A 17,975-nucleotide genomic window follows, 5' to 3' on the forward strand; every position below is an offset into this window, starting at 1 on the left:
TGCCGGTATTCGGTATTCGGAATTCGCTAACTCAGCCCCCAGAACAGCACGGCCAGTAGCTGAGGAGTGATTATCCGCAGGAACATCACCAGCGGATAAACCGTGGCGTAGGAGAGCGCCGCCGCGCCGCTGGTGGCGTGAAGATTGTTGGCGAAGGCCAGCGCCGGCGGGTCGGTCATTGAGCCGGCCAGCATGCCGCAGAGGGTCAGATAGTTCATCTTCGCCAGTATCCGCGCCAGTATACCCACCGTCAGCAGCGGGATAGCGGTGATGAAAATACCGTAGGCTATCCAGCTAAGTCCCTCGCCGTGGAGCAGGGTGTCGACAAAATCGCCGCCGGACTTCAGCCCCACCACCGCCAGAAACAGCACGATACCGAGTTCGCGCAGCGCCAGGTTGGCGCTCGGCGGCATAAACCAGTACAGCTTGCCGATGCTGCCGATACGCCCGAGGATCAGCGCCATAATCAGCGGCCCGCCGGCTAGCCCCAGTTTCAACGCCGCCGGGAAACCGGGAATAAACAGCGGAATAGACCCCAGCAGGACCCCGAGACCAATGCCGATAAACACCGGTAGCATTTGAACCTGCTGCAGCTTTTGCTGCGCGTTGCCGAGTTCATTGGCCACCGCGTCAATGGCCTGTGGACGTCCAACCAGGTTAAGAATGTCGCCAAACTGCAGGCTGGCATGGCTGCTGGCCACCAGCTCCACCCCGGCGCGATTAAGCCGCGAGATCACGACGTCATAGCGTTGTTTAAAGTGCAGATCGCGGATTTTCTTCCCTAATACCTTCTCGTTAGTGACCACCACGCGTTCCACTTTGAGATCGGTACCGCGCGTTGAGAGCGAAGTCGCCACTTCTTTACCAATCACCAACTGCGCGTTGTGTAAATCTTCCAGCCGCCCGACCAGGTGCAGCAGATCGCCATGCTGGATAAGCGTACCCGGCGCCGGCACCATCAATAGCTCATCGCGCTTCAACCGCGAGCAGATAATTTTGTCGCTGTTGAGCATTGGCACATCCTGAATCGCCATATTATTTAGATTCGGGTTTTCCACCCGCACGTTAATGGTATGCAAATGAGCGTGCCCGTTACCGCTGCTCTCATCAAACTGCTGCGCCTCTTTTTCCACATTGATGCGAAAGAACAGCCGCACCAGCCACATGGTCAGCAAAATGCCGCAGATACCAAACGGGTAGGCCATCGCGTAACTCATCCCCATCTGATCGACGACATCAAACGGCAGGCCAAGATCGCGCAGGATTTGCTGCCCGGCGCCAAGCGCGGGCGTATTAGTGACCGCCCCAGAGAAGATGCCGAGAACGACCGGAAGCGGAATATTGAACAGCTTATGCAGGATCGCCGTCACCAGTCCGCCAAGTACGACGATAAGGATCGCGAACAGATTGAGCTTAAGCCCGGAGACGCGTAACGAGGCAAAAAAGCCCGGACCGACCTGAATACCGATGGTATAAACGAAGAGAATAAGGCCAAATTCCTGGATGAAATGCAGCATCGGGCTGCTCAGCGTAATCCCTGCCTGATCCACAAAGTGGCCCACGATAATGCCGCCAAACAGCACGCCGCCGATACCAAATCCAACGCCGCGGATTTTGACATTACCGATCCACAATCCCACCACCGCAACCAGCGCCAACACGCTGACGGTCAATGCTATATCACTCATACTATTTTCCCTGTGAATAACATTATTATTAACAGGGATTATGACTGAAGGCGGGAATACTGTATGTAGTCCCGCGCACAAAAAAGCCCCGAGTTATCAGGGCTTGAAAGCGATGTGGCTTAATTAACTATTCAGTGCCGGGCGCTCGCTAATGGCGATACGCTGCGGGGCCGCGACTTCCGGCTCGTGGCGGGTTAAGTCGATATGCAATAAGCCATTGGTAAAGGTGGCGCCGGAGACTTCCATATTGTCCGCGAGGGTGAAACTCAGGCTGAAGGCCTGATTCACCAGCCCCTGGTGCAACCATTTGGTCTCTTTTTCAGCGGCCTGCGGCGTGCCTTTAACGGTCAGACGCGTACCTTCCAGCTGAATATCCAAATCTTCCTGACGGAACCCGGCTACCGCGAGGGTAATGCGGTAATGGTTATCGTCGCTTTTTTCGATGTTATAGGGCGGGAAGGTTTGGCTTTCACCGGCGGTTTGCAGGGCATTAGCCAGTTTGTCAAAACCGATCCATTGACGCAGCAGTGGGGATAAATCGTAGTTACGCATAGTGTTTTCTCCTTCTGAGAAGCGAGTAAGTACCTGCGAATTCAGCGAATTCGCATTTGCTCCCTGACGGCAAGCAAGTTGTTTATTCAGGCCGCCGCGCGGCCTGAAGCGGAAAATTAGTTAATTTCGATACGGCGCGGTTTGTTCGCTTCCGGAATCACGCGTTCCAGATCGATATACAGCAGGCCGTTGACCAGGTTAGCGCCGCGAATATGAATGTTATCGGCGAGCTGGAATTTACGCTCGAAGTTGCGTTCCGCGATCCCCTGGTACAGGTAGGTGCGCTCTTTCTGCTCGGCGGCATGGGAGCCTTTCACCACCAGAAGATTGTCTTGCGCGGTTATCTCTAATTCGCTTTCCGCAAAACCGGCGACGGCAATCGCGATGCGGTAATTGTTTTCATCCACTAATTCAACGTTATACGGAGGGTAGCCGCCGTTGCCCTGGCTTTGATTATTTTCTAACAGGTTGAACAGACGGTCGAAACCAATAGCAGAACGATAAAGCGGGGAGAGATCGAAATTACGCATAGTAAATAGCTCCTGAAATCAGCGAGAATTCAATGGCTTTCCATCATGGACAAGCCGTTATGACCCGGAATACCCCTCAGGCGTATCCTCATTGGGTGACACTACTAAAATGGGTGTGCCCCGACGCTTTTCAAGCCCTTTTCAGCCAAATTTTTTTGCAGTTTGCTGGCGAATGCTTAGACTGGTTGCAAAGCACAAAAGGCAAAGTGCGATACTCGCCACAGTGCAGTGCAATAACGCTAGGCATTCACGGGACGGCTCGTTATAACCGAAGTAACCCCGATAAAATGACGGAAGAGTGATGAAAAGCGGATTGTTAAAGCTGGTCCTGTTCAGCGGGATGATTAGTATGGGCGGTTGCTCCAGCGTGATGTCGCATACCGGCGGCAAGGAAGGAACCTACCCAGGCACGCGCTCCAGCGCCCATACGCTGGGCGACGACGACACCAACTGGGGCGTGAAATCGCTGGTGGCCCTCGATATGCCGTTCACCGCGGTCATGGACACGCTGCTGCTGCCGTGGGATATGTTCCGCACCGACAGCTCGGTAAAATCGCGCGTCGAGAAAAGCGAGCAGGAGACGCTGGCGACCAACTCCGTGATCCCGCCAGCGCCAATGCCTTCGCGCTAAGCTAGCGCTGCGTTTCGGTTATCCACAACTGGCGATAACCGTCGACGTCTTCCATCCACGCCAGGTATTTGCCATCCGGCGAAAATACGACGGCATCCGCGGACGGCGGATTTTCGCGATCGGTCGTCAAATAACTTACCGCGCCGCTGCGGGCATCGCAGAGCGCAATTTTGTTTTCCACCACGCATCCCAGCCACGCGCCCGATGGATGCCAGTTAAACGCCGACTGAATCCCCGTAGCAGTATGTGTTAACTGACGCGGCTCGCCGCCCGCAGGCGCGATAAGCCACAGCTGTACAACGCCTGCGTCATCACGCATCAGAAAGGCGATCTCGGTGGCCTGCGGATTGGCGCGTACCCAATGGCGCGGTACATTCACCAGCCCCGGATAGCGGCGCTGGTGGGTAAAGGTCAAGCGACGCTGGTTAATGCCTGCCGGCGGCGCGGGCAGCGTCGTTGCAGTACCGGCCAGCGGCATATCGCCCTGCCGCTTCCAGCCCGCCTCATCCCGCGGCAGCGTCACCATAAACAGTTCAGGCACTTTGTCGCCGTTTTCCGCCAGCGTATCGCCGATAAACGCTAATGCATGATTGCCGACCCACCCCTCTTCATAAGCGCGATTGATCTCATCGCTGCCGGGTCCTGGGTTCGCCGTGGTACGGCTTACCAGCACGCACCAGTGGCTGCCGGCATATTCACGGGGATGCGTGCCCTGCGGGCTCACCGGGCCATAGGGCGCGGCCACGCCAACGTTGCGCAGATCCAGCGCCGGATCGTACTCGTGCAGTACGTGGTCGTTATAGGTGAAGCTAACAAACTGGCCGTCAGGGCTGAAGACATGAACATGGCTGCCGCCGCGCAGCGCGCCGGGGGTATAAGGCGCGGTAATATCCAGCGCATCAAGATTGCGGGTTTCACCCTGCCAGTTCACCACCCCGCGGCGGTGATGAAAATCGTAATGCCAGTTGGCATCCGGGTGTTCCGGGCCGTGAATAAAAACGTATTTATCTTGCGTCGGGTGTACGGTGACCACACCAACGCAGGCACCGTCAGCGGCGCGATAGAGCGTCTCAACGGCGCCGCTATGGATATTCACCCGCTCAATGGTCTCGCCGGTGAAAGAGGCCCCCGACGGGCGGACGTCGAAAACCAGCCACTGGCTGTCCGGGGTCCAGGTATTGATATTGGTAAGCTGATGGTGACGGGGAGCAAAAGTGACTTGTTTCATGACGATACCCTGATGCGAGACTTACGCATCAGGGTAGCGTATCGCCAAAATTTAGCCTACACGTTTCACATCGCCGACCAGCAGGATATAAGACAGCGCGCCTATCAGCGCCACTACGGAGATATAAACCAGCGCCGGGCCAAAGCCGTAATCCTGCGCCAGATAGCCAATCACCAGCGGGACGGTGATGCCACCCAGTCCGCCAACGAAGTTAAAGACCCCGCCGGTCAGGCCGATCAGGCGCATCGGCGCCAGGGAGGAGACCAGCGACCAGGTGATAGACGCAAAGCCGTTGCCGAAGAATGCCAGCGCCATCAGCGCCATGATCCAGACGGGGTCGTTGGTATAGTTCGCCCCCATGATGCAGGTGGAGATCAGCAGCCCGCAGATAATCGGCGTTTTGCGCGCCACGCCCAGCGAGTAGCCTTTTTTCACCAGCTTATCCGCCAACCAGCCGGAGAGCAGGACGCCAAAAAACGCGGCGAGGAAGGGCACCGTGGTCATAAAGCCGGCCTTCAGCGCGGTGATGCCTTTTTCCTGGGTTAAGTAATTCGGGAACCAGGTCAGGAAAAACCACAGCGTCGAGGTAACCGCGAACTGCCCAAGGTAAACGCCAACCAGCTTACGGTGAAAGACCAGCTTCCAGTCCGCTCTGGATAATGGTTGACGCGCCTCTTTCTTCAGCGGCGCATCGCCATCCACCAGGCCGCCGCCGTCGCGGATATAGTCGAGTTCGGCTTTGCTGATGCTTTTAGTCAGGCGCGGCGGTTGATAAACCTTAAACCAGATTAACGACCAGATAATGCCGATACCGCCGGTAACGATAAATACCCAGTGCCAGCTTAATAGCTCCTGGATCCAGATCAGTAGCGGCGTGAGGAAGGCCAGACCCACAAATTGCCCCGAGGTATAAAACCCAACGGCAGAGGCGCGTTCGTGTTCCGGGAACCAGCTGGTCACCATGCGGTTGTTGGTCGGGAAAGCTGGCGCTTCGAAGATGCCGGTAATGGCGCGTAAACCAATCAGCGACATTAAGCCGGTGGCGAAGCCTTGTAGCAACGTCGCGACGGACCAGCCAAATATAGCGATAAAGTAGGTAAGCCTGGATCCTACGCGGTCAAGAAACCAACCGCCTGGGATCTGGCAGAGGGTATACAGCCAGGCAAAGGCGGAAAATACATAGCCCATTTCCGCTTTGCTAATACCAAACTCCTCCTGAATATGCGCCGAGGCGACGGCGAGGTTGGCGCGGTCAACATAGCAAATAACCACGGTAATAAAGATCATGATGAGCGTCAGATAACGGCGACGCCCGGGTTTTACAGCGGTAACTGAAATATCCATCGCAATCTGTCTCCAGATTTTGGGCATAGCGAAGCCGCTCACCATGCCCGGTAATTTACAGAGGGTGTTTTTGTTTTTTATTAATAACTATGTTGCGATGCGCTAAATAATTCGTGCTGGGGAAAGGCGGCAAATTTTCGCATCCCTGGGAGCATACAATAGTATGTGACCAGGGTAAGAAAATGCAGCCAACGCATCACCAGTGCGAAGTATGACGCGCATTTACCATTCGGCGACAGAGCCATCCTCATACCGCCACAACGGATTTCGCCAGTCCGGCGCATTTTTACTTAACTCAATCACGCGGGCCTCATCAATTTCCACGCCCAGCCCCGGCTTCATCAGAGGTTTAAAGAAGCCGCCTTCCATATTGAAATCTTCTTTATTTTTCACAAAATCAAGAAGTTCTGCGCCTTTGTTGTAGTGGATCCCCATGCTCTGTTCCTGGAAAACCGCGTTATGTGAAACGAAATCGACGTGCAGACATGCGGCCAGCGCGATCGGCCCCAGCGGGCAGTGCGGCGCCAGCCCAACGTCATAGGCTTCCGCCATTCCGGCAATTTTATAGCATTCGGTAATACCGCCTGCGTGCGACAAATCGGGCTGTAAAATAGCCACCCCGCCCGCTTCCAGTACCCGTTTAAATTCAAAGCGCGAGAACATACGTTCGCCGGCGGCAATTGGAATATGCGTTTGCGCCGCCAGCCGCGGATAATATTCCGCCTGCTCGGCTAATACCGGCTCCTCAATAAATAATGGGCGATATGGCTCCAGCTCTTTAATTAATACCTTAGCCATCGGCGCGCTAACGCGGCCATGAAAATCGAGACCAAACTCAATTTCATTGCCAAACGCTTCGCGGATTTGCGCTACGGTATTCACCGCCGCATCAACCGCACGGGAATTATCGATGAGCCCCATCTCTTCGCAGCCGTTTAATTTAAAGGTGTCGAAACCAATACCGCGCAGCTTCTTAATCCCGTCAATTACTTCGGCGGGGCGGTCGCCGCCCACCCAGCTGTAGGCTTTAATTTTGTCGCGCACCAGCCCGCCCATCAGTTGCCAGACCGGGGCATTCAGGACCTTACCTTTAATATCCCATAGCGCCTGGTCAATACCGGCGATGGCGCTCATCATAATCGGGCCGCCGCGATAAAAGCCGCCGCGGTACATCACCTGCCACAGGTCGTTAATCCGCGCCGGATCCTGGCCAATCAGGTAGTCGCCAAATTCATGAACGGCCGCCTCCACCGTGCGGGCGCGCCCTTCAATCACCGGTTCGCCCCAGCCGACAATGCCTTCATCGGTTTCAATCTTCAGGAACATCCAACGCGGAGGTAAACGGTACGTGGTGATATTGGTTATTTTCATTTCACTGCCTCTCGATACGCTTTTACGAATGCGGCTGCCTGTTGCGCGGTACGTTCAACCGGCTGGCCGGCGCGATAGAGATCGCTACCCAGCCCAGCCCCCACACAACCGGCATTAATCCACTGCGCCAGGTTTTCCGGCGTCACGCCGCCAACGGCAAAGACCGGAACCTCCGGCGGCAGCACGGCTTTCAACGCTTTGATGTAATCCGGTCCAAAAGCCGATGACGGGAAGATTTTCAGCGCCTGCGCGCCGGCATCGAGCGCGCTAAAGGCTTCGCTGGCGGTGGCGCAGCCTGGACACACGGTCATGCCGTAACCCACCGCCCGCCGGATCACTTCCGGCTGAATGTTTGGCGTCACGATCAGCCGACAGCCCATGGCCGCCAGCCTGTCGACCTGCTCCGGTTGCAGCACGGTGCCCGCGCCGATAAGCGCCTGCTCGCCGTAAGCATCGACGACCTGCGGAATACTCTTCTCCCACTGCGGCGAGTTCAGCGGGATTTCGACCGCGTCGAAACCGGCGTCGATAACGGCGCCAACGTGAGCCAGCGCCTCGTCTGGCGTAATACCGCGCAGGATAGCGATAAGCGGAAGGTTAGTTTGCCACTGCATAAGCGATGCTCCTTATTCCTGTCTGAAATGCCGTATCGCCCGCAACCGCGGTGACTTCGCGGCCAATGGCGGCGAATGCCTGCTGATAGCGGGACGTTAACGATGATCCGGCGACGAGGCTAATAGCCTGCTTCCCGGCGAACGTGTCGCTGAGGGTGGCAACTTCAGCGCCAATCAGCAGGCCGGAAAGAAATTCGCTAACCTGCTCGCGAGGCAGCGCGCCCAGCACGTGCGAAGCGCGCACTTCAAACAGCTGCGGCAGGACGGCGGGGTTGTTGATACCGCGCTGCAGACCGGCCACGAATGCGTCGGCGGACGTCTCCTGCGGCGGTAAGCCGGCGCCCACCAGCGAGTGCTGAAGCAACAGATGATGCAACTCACCGGTCAAAACGGTACGAAAATCGTGAATTTGCAGGCGATCGGCCAGTACCCATTTGCAGTGGGTTCCCGGCATCACGTAGACAGACGAAGGGGCTAAGGCGCGTGCGCCCAGCAGTTGCGTTTCTTCTCCGCGCATGACGTTATGGTTATCGTCACGGGAAACGCAAAGGCCGGGAATTATCCAGATATTGTCGCCAACGGCAGTTAACTGCTGGCCAATGTCCGAGAAAGCGGCAGGAAGCGGCAAATAGGGGGAGATTTTCCAGCCCACGTTGCTGCCGACCATCCCTGCCATCACCACCGGTGTGGCGCCATCGCGCCAGTGTTGGGTAATTTCCGCTAACACCGCAGCGGGAGAGCGACCGTTCAGGCGCGTTACGCCCGCTTCAGATTGCCTGCTTTCCAGGCATTCTTCGCCCTGATAAAGCCAGGCGCGTAAATTCGTCGATCCCCAATCTATTGCGATGTAGCGAGCCGTCATGTGATTTCCTTGAGCCTTCGTGTCGAGCTGGCGATCATCGTCAACGCCGCCTGCTCCGCCGCGTCGCTATCCTGATGCCGAATGGCGTCAAATAGCGCTTTATGTTCCTGCAGGGTTTTCGGCATGTTGCCTTCATCACCCATCCAGGTCCGTTCAAATACCGCCCGCTGCAGCGAACTGATCGCCACGCTAAGCTGCTGCAAAACCGGGTTATGTACTGACTGCAGCACCGCTTCGTGGTAACGAATATCGGCCTCGTTAAAGGCATCCCGGTTTTGGTTGTTGGCGATCATGTCATTGAGCGCCGACTCGATTTCCGCCAGATCGCTTGAGGTGGCGCGTTCCGCCGCCCAGCGTGCAATGGCGGGCTCTACCAGATTACGCACTTCACTCATCGCGCTGATAAGACGCGGGTCATAATCATTTTCCAGTACCCACTGCAGAACCTCAGTATCGAGGTAGTTCCACTGGTTTCTGGGAGCGACAAACGCGCCGCGATAACGCTTCATTTCGATCAGCCGCTTCGCCATTAGCGAGCGAAACACTTCGCGGATGATGTTGCGCGAAGTTTCAAACTCTTCACACAGTTCTGCTTCGGCCGGTAGCGCCGAACCCGGTACGTACTTACCGCTGACAATCTGTTTGCCCAGCGTGATCACGATGCGATCGGTTTTATTGAGAGTCATGGAGAGTCCTTATGCTCTATGTGTACTGCTCTACTTTACCGTCGCTGTCGAATTTCGCCTCACTTTTGTACTACTAGCGTGATGTCAGACGTCGTCGTCATGAGCTAAATGTAGTACAACATTATTGTGTTGTACTACAATTTAGATCACAAAAAGAACAATCCATAAAAATAAAAATGCCTGTGACCACGACAGATGGCGCCGTCAAAGCAGGAAAGGAGGTAAATAAGAGTTAGAACGCTTCGCCGACCTGGAAGTAAAAGCCGCTGCTGCCCTTACCGATACCGTAGTCGAGGCGAATATTAACGCGAGGTTTGAATTCAAAGCGGTAGCCGACGCCCGCCGAAGGTAGCCAGCGTCCATCATTCAGTGAATCAATGGATGGCCCCATGGTGCCCGCGCCGACCCAGGCAACAACGCCGTGTCGCCACGTCAACTGACGACGGTATTCCAGCTGAGAGCTGACCACGTTTTTATCGCGGTAGCGCCCCTGGTAGTAGCCGCGCATACGTTCATCGCTGCCGAGCAGCGGCATCATGCTCCACGGCACATCGCCCTGGGTGAAGGTGCCATCCGCTTCCCAGGCCAGCACGCTTTTATCGCTCAGGGCCTGATAGCGGCTATAGTGCAGGCGAAACTCATCAAAACGCGTATCGCTGCCGAGTCCCGGCGCATAATGGGTATAGCGAAAATCGGCGTACTGGCCCTTGCGTGGGTTGGGAACAAAATCGCGATCGTCCCAGTTGATATCAATACTGGCGCCGGAGCTGAATACCGACGGCCCCTGCGGGGTGTTTTCTATTTTCGGCAGATCGTCATGGTCCATCTCATCGGCATTTTGCGCCGCCAGCGACCACCCCGCCCCCAGGTAGACATTATCGACGAGCTGCCGGTAGACCATCGGGCGCAGAGTCAGCACCTGGGCGGTATATTTTTCTTTCTCATTGTCTTTGTCGCCGGCGTGAAAACCCTGTCCCCAGTAGTAAGTCGGCGTGTTGGCCATCGAGCCTTCAACAAATACCCGCCACAAATCGTTGTCGAAAAAAGCATAGTTTTTAACGCTGAGGCCAAACGCGCCGGTGGAGCTAACGTAGCCGCTAAGCGTCAGCGTGGAGTTCTGGCTGATGGTGTCATTTGGGTCCGGGCGATACATGCCCACAACGGCCGTACCCAATCCAAGCCCCAGCTCCGGCGTATAAAATGGCCCTGGCATGACGCCCCAGTCGATGCCTTTGCTGGCGTCGAACTTGTCGCTGGCACCAAGGTTTTGCAACCAGCCGTCGATTTTTTCGCGGCTGAGCGCCTGCGCCTGCGCCTGCCCAATAACAAGGCATGTTAGCAGCAGGATGGCGCTAAACAGTCGTCTCAAAAGCGATACTCGCCGGCGATAAAGAAACTGTTACGTTCGGCAAAACCAAACTCCGTAGTGATATTAAAGTTCCGGGTCATCTCATACTGCGCGCCCACCAGCACGTTCCACGGCGACTGCAGATGCTGTTTCACATCAAAGCGACCGTTACCGTTCTTGTTAGCCAGATTGACCATGTTTTGCAGCATCGTCGACGGCATCGACAGATCGTTCAGGCTGCCCTTAAATTCCTGCTGCACATCCTGATACATGCTGCCAACCCAGATATTCAGCTTCCCGTTGGGCAGATGCAGCGCATCTACCGAGGGGGTATTGAAACGATAGCCCAAACGCGGCGAAAAGGTAAAAGCATCAATGCTGCCGTCGAGAATATCAAAACGCGTCTGCGTATAGTTGGCGTCTAATACCGTGAACCAGTTGCCGACGCCGCCCACCAGCGTGGTGCCAACGCCGTAAGTCGTGCCTTTAAAATCAAGGCGAAAATCAAGATCCTGCATACCTGGCATGGGCACTACTTTACCATTCGGCCCTTTCAGACCGACGGCGATTTGCGAGATTGAATGGCCTTTAGTATGTCCAACCAGGCCATAGACGTTCATAAACGGCAGCAGCCAGGCATCCAGCTTAAGGGTCTCGGTTTTACTGCTTTCCCGCGTATTACCGACGCCAATCTGGAAGGCGTTATCCAGTGAAAAATTACCTAACGATAAACCGGTAAAATTAATGCTATCGACATTAATATTTTGCCGCATATCCATATAGTTAACACCGACGCCAAACGGCAGCGGCAGGACGTAGCCGTGCTTTCTGGCTTCATCGCCTAAAAAAGGCAAGACCGACGTCGATTCCGGCGCAGCGACCTGGCTATTGTCAGGCGCGGGCAGATCCGCCGGTTCGCTACCGTGCCAGGCGTATACGGGTTCAAGTTGAGTCGTTGGTTCTGCGGCCGCGCAGGCCTGAAAAGAGAGAAAAGGCAGCGCAACCAACATCAAAAAGTGATTTTTATTCATAGGAAATATGATGTTAGTTCTTAAGAACAGAATTCATAAAATGGGGCGGGTAGCTTATAGAATCCCCTGCTCTGATTAAGGGATTTAAATGCGGATTAACATCTATTCATGAAAAAAGAGAAGACAGGCCCGGAGAATTCCGGGCCTGAGATTGATGACAAACCTCATGCAACCGTTGCACTTACAGATTGCACCAGACAAAAAACATGGAAAATCAATTTATTGATTTTCGGCTGATAACCACAAAGAAGGAAAAACCACGCTTTTTCCTTCTTTGTCAGCAGTCTGAGGCCCGGAGAATTCCGGGCCCGAAATGCGCTTAGGCTAAGACGTATTTTTCAATGGCGAAGGCGACGCCATCTTCAAGGTTCGATTTAGTGACGAAATTCGCCGCTTCTTTCACCGTCGGGATGGCGTTATCCATCGCCACGCCGACGCCGGCGAATTCAATCATCGCGATATCATTTTCCTGATCGCCAATCGCCATAATTTCTTCCGGCTTGATGCCCAGCGTATCGGCCAGCGACTTCACGCCGGTGCCTTTATTGACGCGTTTATCGAGGATTTCGAGGAAGTACGGCGCACTTTTCAGCACGGTATACTTCTCTTTCACTTCCGCCGGAATACGGGCGATGGCCCGATCGAGAACGGCAGGCTCATCGATCATCATCACCTTCAGCAGCTGAATATTACGGTCCATCTTTTCTGCTTCGCAGAATACCAGCGGAATGGTCGCCACGTAGGATTCATGCACCGTGTAGTAGCTGATATCGCGGTTCGCGGTATAAAGCGTATTACGATCGAGCGCGTGGAAGTGCGAGCCAACGTCGCGAGAGAGTTGCTCAAGGAAGCGATAATCATCGTAGCTTAACGCCGTTTGCGCCACGGTGCTGCCGTCGCTGGCTTTCTGAACCAGCGCGCCGTTATAGGTGATGCAGTAGTCGCCCGGCTGTTCCATGTGCAGCTCTTTCAGGTAGCTATGGACACCAGCGTAGGGGCGGCCGGTCGTCAGCACCACGTTAACGCCGCGGGCGCGCGCTGCCGCGATGGCGGTTTTCACCGCCGGAGAAATGGTATGGTCAGGCAGCAACAGCGTGCCGTCCATATCAATTGCAATCAGTTTAATAGCCATGGGATCCCCGGGTAAGATGAGTCTTCACTCATGCTAACGCGATTCCGCTCAAAAAACAGCTCTCGCAGCGGGAGAAAACGAGGATGGATTGCGCAGGCGGATTCCCCTTTTGCCGCAAAAGAAAAACCCGGCAGCGCAACGCGTACCGGGTTTAGCAAAACCGTAGCCCCGATAGACATCATGTCACCGGGGAAATACAGGCTTAGATATCGATGTTCGCCGCTTTCAGGGCGTTCTCTTCGATAAAGGCGCGACGCGGTTCAACGGCATCGCCCATCAGGGTGGTGAACAGCTGGTCGGCGGCAATCGCATCCTTCACGGTGACGCGCAGCATGCGGCGGCTGTCCGGATCCATGGTGGTTTCCCACAGCTGATCCGGGTTCATCTCGCCCAGTCCTTTATAACGCTGGATAGAGAGGCCGCGACGCGACTCTTTAACCAGCCAGTCGAGCGCCTGTTCGAAGCTGGCTACCGGCTGGCGGCGCTCGCCGCGTTCGATAAACGCGTCGTCTTCGATAAGCCCGCGCAGCTTCTCGCCGAGGGTGCAGATACGGCGGTATTCCGCGCCGGTGATGAACTCGTTATCCAGCGGGTAGTCGGTATCGACGCCGTGGGTACGCACGCGCACGATCGGCTCGAACTGCTGCAGCTCGCTGTTTTCACGAACATCAAACTTCCACTGGCTGCCGTGCTGCTCTTTTTCGTTCAGCTCGCTGATCAGCTGGTTAATCCAGCGGGTGACGGTCTGCTCGTTGCTCAGATCGGCTTCGGCCAGCGTCGGCTGATAGATAAGCTCTTTGAGCATCGCTTTCGGGAAACGGCGCTCCATGCGGCCAATCATTTTCTGCGTCGCGTTGTACTCGGCCACCAGTTTTTCCAGTGACTCGCCGGCTAAGGCCGGTGCGCTGGCGTTGGTGTGCAGGGTCGCGCCGTCGAGCGCGATGGAGATCTGGTACTGATCCATCGCTTCGTCGTCTTTAATGTACTGTTCCTGCTTGCCTTTCTTCACTTTGTACAGCGGCGGCTGAGCAATGTAAACGTGGCCGCGTTCCACGATTTCCGGCATCTGACGATAGAAGAAGGTCAACAGCAGGGTACGAATGTGCGAGCCGTCGACGTCCGCATCGGTCATGATGATGATGCTGTGATAACGCAGTTTATCCGGGTTGTACTCATCGCGGCCGATGCCGCAGCCCAGCGCGGTGATAAGCGTGGCCACTTCCTGAGAAGAGAGCATTTTATCGAAGCGGGCTTTCTCGACGTTAAGGATTTTACCCTTCAGCGGCAGGATAGCCTGGTTCTTACGGTTACGGCCCTGTTTCGCAGAGCCGCCCGCGGAGTCCCCTTCCACGAGGTACAGTTCAGACAGCGCCGGGTCGCGTTCCTGGCAATCCGCCAGTTTGCCCGGCAGGCCTGCCAGGTCAAGCGCGCCTTTACGACGGGTCATTTCACGGGCGCGACGCGCGGCTTCACGCGCACGCGCGGCGTCGATAATTTTGCCGACCACGATCTTCGCATCGGACGGGTTTTCCAGCAGGTATTCGCTCAGCAGTTCGTTCATCTGCTGCTCAACCGCCGATTTCACCTCAGAGGAGACCAGCTTGTCTTTGGTCTGAGAGGAGAACTTCGGATCCGGCACCTTCACGGAAACCACGGCAATCAGGCCTTCACGCGCATCGTCGCCGGTGGCGCTGACTTTCGCTTTTTTGCTGTAGCCTTCTTTATCCATGTAGGCGTTCAGGGTACGGGTCATCGCCGCGCGGAAGCCCGCCAGGTGAGTACCGCCGTCACGCTGCGGAATGTTGTTGGTAAAGCAGTAGATGTTTTCCTGGAAACCGTCGTTCCACTGCAGCGCCACTTCAACGCCGATACCGTCTTTTTCGGTGGAGAAATAGAAGATATTCGGGTGGATCGGCGTTTTGTTCTTGTTGAGATACTCAACAAACGCCTTGATGCCGCCTTCGTAGTGGAAATGGTCTTCTTTGCCATCGCGCTTATCGCGCAGGCGGATAGAGACCCCGGAGTTCAGGAACGACAGCTCGCGCAGACGTTTCGCCAGGATTTCGTATTCGAATTCAGTGACGTTGGTGAAGGTTTCCAGGCTTGGCCAGAAACGCACCATGGTACCGGTGCTTTCTGTTTCGCCGGTTACCGCCAGCGGCGCCTGCGGCACGCCGTGCTCATAAATTTGTTTGTGGACTTTGTTATCGCGTTGGATAACCAGCTCCAGCTTCTGCGACAGGGCGTTAACCACCGAGACGCCTACGCCGTGCAGACCGCCGGACACTTTATAGGAGTTATCATCGAATTTACCGCCGGCGTGCAGGACGGTCATGATAACTTCCGCCGCGGAGACGCCCTCTTCTGGGTGAATGCCGGTTGGGATGCCGCGACCGTCATCCTGTACGGAGACGGAGTTATCGCTGTGGATAGTAACAACGATGTCTTTACAGTAACCTGCGAGCGCTTCGTCGATAGCGTTATCCACAACCTCGAATACCATGTGGTGCAGACCGGTGCCGTCATCCGTGTCGCCGATATACATACCCGGGCGCTTACGCACCGCATCCAGCCCTTTCAGGACTTTGATACTGGAGGAGTCATAAGAATTCGACATCAACGTTTCTCGCTCATTTAATCTTGGGTTAATCCGTTATTTTACCCTTTTCCACGGTGAACATCTTCGAATTTTTGTCCGACATGTCCATTACGTGTTCAGCGCTGATCGCGCTGACGAAAACCTGCGATTGCGTGGCTTTTAAGCGGCTGGCAAGCAGCCCGCGCCGGGCATCGTCAAGCTCCGAGGCAAAATCATCTATCAGGTACAGGCAGCGCCGCCCGCTTTCGCGGGTCAGGAACTCGCCCTGCGCCAGTCGTAGGGCGCACATCAGCAGCTTAAGCTGCCCGCGCGACAAGGTGTCTTCCACCGGCGCCCCATCGGCGCGAATGCGAAAATCCGCTTTATGCGGGCCGTGGGCGGTGTAGGTTAACATTCTGTCGCGTTCGAAATTCCGCTCCAGCACCTCGGCGTAGTCCGTTTCTTTTTCCCAGCCGCGCTGGAAAGAGAAGGTGAGGGTGAATTCCGGTAAAAATTGCTGACAGGTATCCGCCATGTCTTCGACAATAGCGGCGCTGTATTCGGCACGCCAGCGGCTGATTTGTTCCGCCAGCGGAATTAATTCCAGATCCCACGGCCGCAGTTGCGCATAACGGCTCACCTGGCGCAGCGCGGCGTTGCGCTGTTTCAGCAGGCGCTTCAGGTTGCTCCAGGCGGTGAAGAATCCGGCTTCGTTATGAAAGCATCCCCAATCAATGAACGCTCTTCTGTATTTGGGGCCGCCGTTGAGTAAAGTAAACCCCTCCGGCGTGATTAGCTGCATCGGCATCAGGTGCGCCAGTTCTGCCACCTTGTGGCCGTCGGTGCCGTCGATACGCACCTTGCTGTCGCCCTGTTTGTCTTTGGTCAGGCCAATGGCGGTTTCGCGCTCTTCGCCCTGTAAACGCCCGTGCAGGACAAACGAATCCTGCTCGTGACGAATCACCCGGCCAATTTGCAAACTGCGAAACGCCCGGCCGTGGCCGAGCGTATAGATAGCTTCCAGCACGCTGGTTTTGCCGCTGCCGTTTGCGCCAACCAGGAAGTTAAAGCTGGGGGATAAAGCGAGATCCGCATTTTCGATATTGCGAAAATCTTTGATTAGGAGTCGGGATAGCGACATATCAGCTCATAACCAGGGCGTTATCGGCGCAGTTAGTCTGGTTTCGGCCAGCGCGCAGCAACCGGAGCGTACTAAAGTACGTGAGGATTGCGAGCACTGCCCGGAGCCAGAATAACAAGCAAGATAGCCCGATATTTTCTACAGCCGCATAGGCATGACGACATAGGCGGCGGATTGTGAAGCCGCATCCTCAATCTGCACGCTCGATACGGAATCCGTCAGCAGTATGCGCACATTCTCGCATTTCAGCGCATTGAGCACATCCAGCACATAGCTAACGTTGAAGCCAATCTCCATCTCCGTTCCGGCGTAAGTCACGTCAAGGATCTCTTCCGCCTCTTCCTGTTCCGGGTTATTCGCGGTGATTTTCAGCTGGTTCTCGCTGACGTACAGCCGCACGCCGCGGAATTTCTCATTCGAGAGGATTGCCGCGCGGGCGAAAGCCTGCTTGAGAATGTCGCAGCCGGCATCAAGGTGTTTATCCGGGTTTTTCGGCAATACGCGGCGATAGTCCGGGAAACGGCCATCAACCAGCTTCGAGGTGAAGATAAAATCGCCGACGTGAGCGCGGATATTGTTGCTGCCGATCTGCACGCGCAGCGGCGTATCGCCGCCGTCGAGCATACGCATCAGCTCAATCACCCCTTTACGCGGCACAATCACCGAATGGTTCGGCAGCGACTCTTCCAGCGGCATTGAACAAACCGCCAGGCGGTGGCCGTCGGTGGCGACGGTGCGCAGTTCGCTACCTTCGGTTTCAAACAGCATGCCGTTTAAGTAGTAACGAACGTCCTGGTGCGCCATCGAAAACTGGGTGGCTTCAATCAGGCGCTTCATCGTCGCCTGCGGCAGGGTAAATTCCACTTCGCTCTGCCAGTCGTCGAGATTCGGGAAATCGGCGGCTGGCAGGGTCGACAGCGAGAAGCGGCTGCGGCCGGAGCGCACCAGCATACGGTCGCCTTCAAGCTGCACGGCGATCTCCGCGCCTTCAGGCAGGCCGCGGCAGATATCAAAGAATTTACGCGCCGGAACGGTGGTGGCGCCCGCTTCGTGCGGCTGAATCAGCGACACGCGCGCGACCATTTCCATTTCCAGATCGGTACCGGTTAGCGACAGCGTGCTGTCCGCGACCTGAAGCAGCAGGTTACCGAGAATCGGCAGCGTCGGACGACCACCTAACGGACCGCTCACCTGTTGCAGCGGTTTTAATAAATGTTCACGTTCTACGGTAAATTTCAT

General features: G+C 55.8%; 16 protein-coding genes and 1 other annotated feature. Of the genes, 1 reads left to right on the forward strand and 15 read right to left on the reverse strand.

The window, feature by feature from the left end; all coding sequences use genetic code 11:
- Window positions 1-26: 26 nt before the first annotated feature.
- The 3 genes from ABLV17_RS03045 to ibpA all read right to left on the reverse strand — a co-directional run bounded on the left by ABLV17_RS03045 (window position 27) and on the right by ibpA (window position 2,770).
- Window positions 27-1,688 (reverse strand): putative transporter, encoded by a 1,662-nt coding sequence (locus tag ABLV17_RS03045; protein WP_308958538.1) that lies wholly within the window; start codon window positions 1,686-1,688, stop codon window positions 27-29.
- 123 nt (window positions 1,689-1,811) lie between these two features.
- Window positions 1,812-2,240: a small heat shock chaperone IbpB gene (gene ibpB / locus ABLV17_RS03050; RefSeq protein WP_015369047.1), complete on the reverse strand. Its 429-nt coding sequence runs from the start codon at window positions 2,238-2,240 to the stop codon at window positions 1,812-1,814.
- A 116-nt stretch (window positions 2,241-2,356) separates the two neighbouring features.
- Window positions 2,357-2,770, reverse strand: a complete 414-nt coding sequence (gene ibpA, locus ABLV17_RS03055; RefSeq protein WP_015703892.1) for a small heat shock chaperone IbpA — start codon at window positions 2,768-2,770, stop codon at window positions 2,357-2,359.
- Window positions 2,764-2,838 (reverse strand) — a sequence feature (ROSE (Repression Of Heat Shock gene Expression) occurs in the 5'-region of heat shock genes and acts as an RNA thermometer to modulate expression.). Its footprint overlaps the gene before it by 7 nt.
- Window positions 2,839-3,071: 233 nt before the next feature.
- On the opposite strand from ibpA, the gene ABLV17_RS03060 reads away from it, so the two are divergent.
- On the forward strand, window positions 3,072-3,401 hold the full coding sequence (locus tag ABLV17_RS03060) for a YceK/YidQ family lipoprotein (protein WP_162750188.1): 330 nt from the start codon (window positions 3,072-3,074) through the stop codon (window positions 3,399-3,401).
- Between the two features lies 1 nt (window position 3,402).
- On the opposite strand, the gene ABLV17_RS03065 is transcribed toward ABLV17_RS03060, so the two are convergent.
- From ABLV17_RS03065 to dnaN, 12 genes are all read right to left on the reverse strand, one after another.
- Window positions 3,403-4,629 carry a DUF3748 domain-containing protein gene (locus tag ABLV17_RS03065; RefSeq protein WP_308958539.1) on the reverse strand — a complete coding sequence of 409 codons (1,227 nt, stop codon included), beginning with the start codon at window positions 4,627-4,629 and terminating at the stop codon, window positions 3,403-3,405.
- Between the two features lie 51 nt (window positions 4,630-4,680).
- Window positions 4,681-6,018, reverse strand: coding sequence for an MFS transporter (locus tag ABLV17_RS03070; protein ID WP_047037691.1), 1,338 nt, complete (start codon window positions 6,016-6,018; stop codon window positions 4,681-4,683).
- 177 nt (window positions 6,019-6,195) lie between these two features.
- Window positions 6,196-7,344 carry a galactonate dehydratase gene (gene dgoD / locus ABLV17_RS03075; protein ID WP_016946147.1) on the reverse strand — a complete coding sequence of 383 codons (1,149 nt, stop codon included), beginning with the start codon at window positions 7,342-7,344 and terminating at the stop codon, window positions 6,196-6,198.
- Window positions 7,341-7,958: a 2-dehydro-3-deoxy-6-phosphogalactonate aldolase gene (locus tag ABLV17_RS03080; protein WP_004181595.1), complete on the reverse strand. Its 618-nt coding sequence runs from the start codon at window positions 7,956-7,958 to the stop codon at window positions 7,341-7,343. Before ABLV17_RS03080 ends, dgoD begins: the two co-directional genes overlap by 4 nt.
- Entirely contained in the window at window positions 7,942-8,820 is an 879-nt protein-coding gene (locus ABLV17_RS03085; RefSeq protein ID WP_308958540.1) for a 2-dehydro-3-deoxygalactonokinase, read from the reverse strand. The genes ABLV17_RS03080 and ABLV17_RS03085 overlap by 17 nt, the downstream gene beginning before the upstream one ends.
- Window positions 8,817-9,506: a D-galactonate utilization transcriptional regulator DgoR gene (dgoR, locus tag ABLV17_RS03090; RefSeq protein WP_015369039.1), complete on the reverse strand. Its 690-nt coding sequence runs from the start codon at window positions 9,504-9,506 to the stop codon at window positions 8,817-8,819. Before dgoR ends, ABLV17_RS03085 begins: the two co-directional genes overlap by 4 nt.
- A 232-nt stretch (window positions 9,507-9,738) precedes the next feature.
- Window positions 9,739-10,866, reverse strand: a complete 1,128-nt coding sequence (locus tag ABLV17_RS03095) for a BamA/TamA family outer membrane protein (protein ID WP_162750194.1) — start codon at window positions 10,864-10,866, stop codon at window positions 9,739-9,741.
- Window positions 10,867-10,871: 5 nt separating this feature from the next.
- Window positions 10,872-11,885, reverse strand: a complete 1,014-nt coding sequence (locus ABLV17_RS03100; protein WP_087858874.1) for a hypothetical protein — start codon at window positions 11,883-11,885, stop codon at window positions 10,872-10,874.
- A gap of 319 nt (window positions 11,886-12,204) precedes the next feature.
- Window positions 12,205-13,017: a sugar-phosphatase gene (gene yidA / locus ABLV17_RS03105; RefSeq protein ID WP_015369035.1), complete on the reverse strand. Its 813-nt coding sequence runs from the start codon at window positions 13,015-13,017 to the stop codon at window positions 12,205-12,207.
- Between the two features lie 202 nt (window positions 13,018-13,219).
- Complete coding sequence (gyrB, locus tag ABLV17_RS03110) at window positions 13,220-15,634, reverse strand: DNA topoisomerase (ATP-hydrolyzing) subunit B (RefSeq protein ID WP_087858873.1); 2,415 nt, start codon at window positions 15,632-15,634, stop codon at window positions 13,220-13,222.
- A gap of 28 nt (window positions 15,635-15,662) precedes the next feature.
- The gene (gene recF / locus ABLV17_RS03115; protein WP_045378107.1) at window positions 15,663-16,736 is read right to left on the reverse strand and encodes a DNA replication/repair protein RecF; all 1,074 of its coding nucleotides are present in this window, start codon (window positions 16,734-16,736) and stop codon (window positions 15,663-15,665) included.
- Between the two features lie 138 nt (window positions 16,737-16,874).
- Window positions 16,875-17,975 carry a DNA polymerase III subunit beta gene (gene dnaN / locus ABLV17_RS03120; RefSeq protein ID WP_308958541.1) on the reverse strand — a complete coding sequence of 367 codons (1,101 nt, stop codon included), beginning with the start codon at window positions 17,973-17,975 and terminating at the stop codon, window positions 16,875-16,877.

It is taken from the genome of Klebsiella sp. CN_Kp091 (assembly GCF_040065095.1).
In the GTDB taxonomy this organism is placed as follows: Bacteria; Pseudomonadota; Gammaproteobacteria; order Enterobacterales; family Enterobacteriaceae; genus Klebsiella; species Klebsiella aerogenes.

Excerpts from the sequence above, each read along its gene's own strand:
- ABLV17_RS03045 (WP_308958538.1), bottom strand. The coding sequence starts at position 1,688 with ATGAGTGATATAGCATTGACCGTCAGCGTGTTGGCGCTGGTTGCGGTG.
- ibpB (WP_015369047.1), bottom strand. The coding sequence starts at position 2,240 with ATGCGTAACTACGATTTATCCCCACTGCTGCGTCAATGGATCGGTTTT.
- ibpA (WP_015703892.1), bottom strand. The coding sequence starts at position 2,770 with ATGCGTAATTTCGATCTCTCCCCGCTTTATCGTTCTGCTATTGGTTTC.
- ABLV17_RS03060 (WP_162750188.1), top strand. The coding sequence starts at position 3,072 with ATGAAAAGCGGATTGTTAAAGCTGGTCCTGTTCAGCGGGATGATTAGT.
- ABLV17_RS03065 (WP_308958539.1), bottom strand. The coding sequence starts at position 4,629 with ATGAAACAAGTCACTTTTGCTCCCCGTCACCATCAGCTTACCAATATC.
- ABLV17_RS03070 (WP_047037691.1), bottom strand. The coding sequence starts at position 6,018 with ATGGTGAGCGGCTTCGCTATGCCCAAAATCTGGAGACAGATTGCGATG.
- dgoD (WP_016946147.1), bottom strand. The coding sequence starts at position 7,344 with ATGAAAATAACCAATATCACCACGTACCGTTTACCTCCGCGTTGGATG.
- ABLV17_RS03080 (WP_004181595.1), bottom strand. The coding sequence starts at position 7,958 with ATGCAGTGGCAAACTAACCTTCCGCTTATCGCTATCCTGCGCGGTATT.
- ABLV17_RS03085 (WP_308958540.1), bottom strand. The coding sequence starts at position 8,820 with ATGACGGCTCGCTACATCGCAATAGATTGGGGATCGACGAATTTACGC.
- dgoR (WP_015369039.1), bottom strand. The coding sequence starts at position 9,506 with ATGACTCTCAATAAAACCGATCGCATCGTGATCACGCTGGGCAAACAG.
- ABLV17_RS03100 (WP_087858874.1), bottom strand. The coding sequence starts at position 11,885 with ATGAATAAAAATCACTTTTTGATGTTGGTTGCGCTGCCTTTTCTCTCT.
- yidA (WP_015369035.1), bottom strand. The coding sequence starts at position 13,017 with ATGGCTATTAAACTGATTGCAATTGATATGGACGGCACGCTGTTGCTG.
- gyrB (WP_087858873.1), bottom strand. The coding sequence starts at position 15,634 with ATGTCGAATTCTTATGACTCCTCCAGTATCAAAGTCCTGAAAGGGCTG.
- recF (WP_045378107.1), bottom strand. The coding sequence starts at position 16,736 with ATGTCGCTATCCCGACTCCTAATCAAAGATTTTCGCAATATCGAAAAT.
- dnaN (WP_308958541.1), bottom strand. The coding sequence starts at position 17,975 with ATGAAATTTACCGTAGAACGTGAACATTTATTAAAACCGCTGCAACAG.